Origin of the sequence: Streptomyces africanus, assembly GCF_002150735.1 — a bacterium.
Lineage (GTDB): Bacteria > Actinomycetota > Actinomycetes > Streptomycetales > Streptomycetaceae > Streptomyces > Streptomyces africanus.
The window spans coordinates 1-2,662 of record NZ_MUKA01000047.1 but is presented as its reverse complement, the minus strand read 5'-3'; the positions used below and the strand labels follow the sequence as shown (position 1 = coordinate 2,662).

Annotated in this window: 3 protein-coding genes and 1 tRNA gene; 2 read left to right on the top strand and 2 right to left on the bottom strand. The window is 72.5% G+C overall.

Features of this window, described 5'->3' with window-relative positions; translation table 11 throughout:
- Nucleotides 1-6: 6 nt before the first annotated feature.
- Nucleotides 7-80, bottom strand: a tRNA-Met gene (locus tag CCL05_RS07240).
- Between the two features lie 53 nt (nt 81-133).
- On the bottom strand, nt 134-1,270 hold the full coding sequence (locus tag CCL05_RS07235) for a dihydrofolate reductase family protein (RefSeq protein ID WP_086559649.1): 1,137 nt from the start codon (nt 1,268-1,270) through the stop codon (nt 134-136).
- A gap of 76 nt (nt 1,271-1,346) precedes the next feature.
- Here CCL05_RS07235 and CCL05_RS07230 point away from each other — a divergent pair, with 76 nt between their 5' ends.
- Together CCL05_RS07230 and CCL05_RS07225 are read left to right on the top strand one after the other, a co-directional pair.
- Nucleotides 1,347-1,862: a MarR family winged helix-turn-helix transcriptional regulator gene (locus CCL05_RS07230; protein ID WP_086559648.1), complete on the top strand. Its 516-nt coding sequence runs from the start codon at nt 1,347-1,349 to the stop codon at nt 1,860-1,862.
- A 151-nt stretch (nt 1,863-2,013) separates the two neighbouring features.
- A partial coding sequence (locus CCL05_RS07225) for a GTP cyclohydrolase II (protein ID WP_107400435.1) occupies nt 2,014-2,662 on the top strand: 649 nt, incomplete at its 3' end.

Genomic DNA, 2,662 nt, shown 5'->3' with positions numbered 1-2,662 from the left:
CTTCAGTAGCGGGGACAGGATTTGAACCTGCGACCTCTGGGTTATGAGCCCAGCGAGCTACCGAGCTGCTCCACCCCGCGTCGTTGTGACTCCAGTGTACGCCATCCGCGGGACCGCTCGCGCACACCGGTGCTCAGCGGCGGCGCAGCAGGTGTCGGTTGGGTGCCTTGGCCTGCTCCTCGTGCTCCGGGAGGACGAGGACCTCCACTCCCCGGGCCGCCAGGAGGCCGCTGCCGTCGGCGTCCGCCACGAAGGTGTCCGGCTCGCGCCAGGCCGTGACCACGCGCCGCACGCCCGCGTCGACGATCAGCCGGGCGCAGGGTGCGGGGCGGGAGGCCCGGCGGGCGCAGGGCTCCAGGCTGCTGTAGACCGTCGCGCCGCCGAGCCTGGGGTCGGCCGGGTCGAGCTTGGCCAGGGCCGCCTCCTCGGCGTGCACGACCGGGTCACCGCCCTCGCGGGAGTGGCCGCGGGCCAGTTCCGTGCCGTCGGCCGCGACGACCACCGCGCCGACGCTGAACGCCGTGTCCGACGGCGGGCACCGGGCGGCCAGTTCGCAGGCGAGGGCCAGCCAGTGGTGGTCGGCGGCGGCGGGCAGGGGACCGGTGCCGGGGGCGGTCGGCTCGTAGCGCATGAGGACGACGTCCTCGATCCGCCGGGTCTCCAGCAGCCGCAGCCGGCCGGACTGGTAGCCGCCGGGTCCGAAGAGGCGGGGTGCCTCGGGGTCGCCCACGAAGAGCGGGGCGAGGACCAGCTGGAGTTCGTCGGCGAGGCCCTGGGTGAGGAGCTGGGTGTGGATCAGGCCGCCGCCCTCGACCATGAGCCGTGCTACGCCCCGGACGTCGTGCAGGTGGGTGAGGAGCCGCCGCCAGTCGAGGTCGGCGCCGAGCGGGACGACGTCTGCGGCGATGCCGAGGGCACGGGCGCGCTGTGCGCCCCGGTCGGTGGTGTACAGGACCTTCTCGCCGCCGGTGTGCCAGAACCGGGCGTCCGGGTCGAGGTCGCCGGAGCCGCTGACGGTGACCTTGAGCGGGTACTCCGGCCGGCCCGCGGCCACCCGGGCGGAGCGGCGCTGGGGCGAGTTCACCAGCAGCCGCGGGTTGTCGGCGCGGATGGTGCCGGCGCCGACCAGGATCGCGTCGACGGAGGCACGGACCTCGTCGACCCGGTCGAAGTCGGCCGGGCTGGACAGCAGCAGGCGTTCGGGACCGGTGTCGTCCAGGTAGCCGTCGAGGGAGACGGCGGCGGACAGCAGGACGTACGGGTGGGACATCGACGCTCCGCGGCTGGTCGGGACGGCGGACTGAGCAAGGCTTGGTTCAAGTTTGAAACAAACCTACACTGGCGGCATGACGACTCGCTGGCTCACCCCTGAGGAGCAACGCGCCTGGCGCGCGTACATCGCCGCCTCCTTGCTCCTGGAGGACGCGATCGACCGGCAGCTCCAGCAGGACGCCGGCATGCCGCACCTGTACTACTCCATCCTGTCCGTCCTGTCGGAGTCCCCGGAGCGACGGCTGCGCATGACCGATCTCGCCGAGCGGCTGAAGATCACCCGCAGCCGGCTGACGTACGCGGTGACGCGGCTGGAGAAGGACGGCATGGTGCGGCGCGAGGCCTGCCGGCACGACAAGCGGGGCAGCATCGCGGCCCTGACGGACGACGGGTTCGCCGTGCTGGACCGGGCGGCGCCCGGGCATGTCGAGACCGTGCGGAGCTTCCTGTTCGACCGGCTCAGCAAGGAGCAGGTGGGGCAGCTGGAGGAGATCTCCACGGCGATCGCGCAGGGGCTCCAGGAGGACGGGACGCGGCCGGCGTCGGACGACGTGCCGTGGCGGCGGAGGTCCTCGACGGCCTGTTCGTGACCCGCGTCACAACACCCTCCGGCCTCACCTTTTTCGTTGCTTCAAATTTAAAGCAAGGGTAGGGTTCCGGACGTGGATCTGCTTCAAATCTGAAGCAGACTGCAAGCCGACGGCTGTGCAGCCGAACAGGAACGGAACCCGGAGGCCCCGCATGCCCGACACCCCCGCTGTCCTCGCCACCCCGCGCTCCCGCGTCCGGGTCCCGCTGCGCTTCCACGACGGCTACGAGGTCGACGCCGAAGTCGTCACGTTCCACGGCCTGGCCGACGGCCAGGAGCACGTGGCCGTCGTCCTGGGCGAGCCCGGGCCGGTTCCGCTGGTGCGGCTGCACTCCGAGTGCCTGACCGGGGACGTGTTCGGCTCGGCCCGCTGCGACTGCGGCCCGCAGCTGCGCGAGGCCGTCGAACGCATAGCCGAACGCGGCGGCGTGCTCCTCTACCTCCGCCAGGAGGGCCGGGGGATCGGCCTCTACAACAAGCTCGACGCCTACGCCCTCCAGGACGAGGGCCTCGACACCTACGAGGCGAACGCGGCCCTGGGGCTGCCGGAGGACGCCCGCGACTACACGGCCGCGGCCCAGATGCTCCGGGCCCTGGGCATCGGCGAGCTGGACCTGCTCTCCAACAACCCCGACAAGGCCGCCCAGCTGCGCGACCTGGGCGTGGCCGTCCGTGACCGCGTCCCCACGGGCGTCTTCACCACCGCGCACAACGTCCGGTACCTGCGCGCGAAGGTCCTCCAGACCCAGCACACGCTGCCGCTCGCCGCGCTGACGGGGCTCAGCGCGGCGAGCGGCAGCG

Excerpts from the sequence above, each read along its gene's own strand:
- CCL05_RS07230 (WP_086559648.1), top strand. The coding sequence starts at position 1,347 with ATGACGACTCGCTGGCTCACCCCTGAGGAGCAACGCGCCTGGCGCGCG.
- CCL05_RS07235 (WP_086559649.1), bottom strand. The coding sequence starts at position 1,270 with ATGTCCCACCCGTACGTCCTGCTGTCCGCCGCCGTCTCCCTCGACGGC.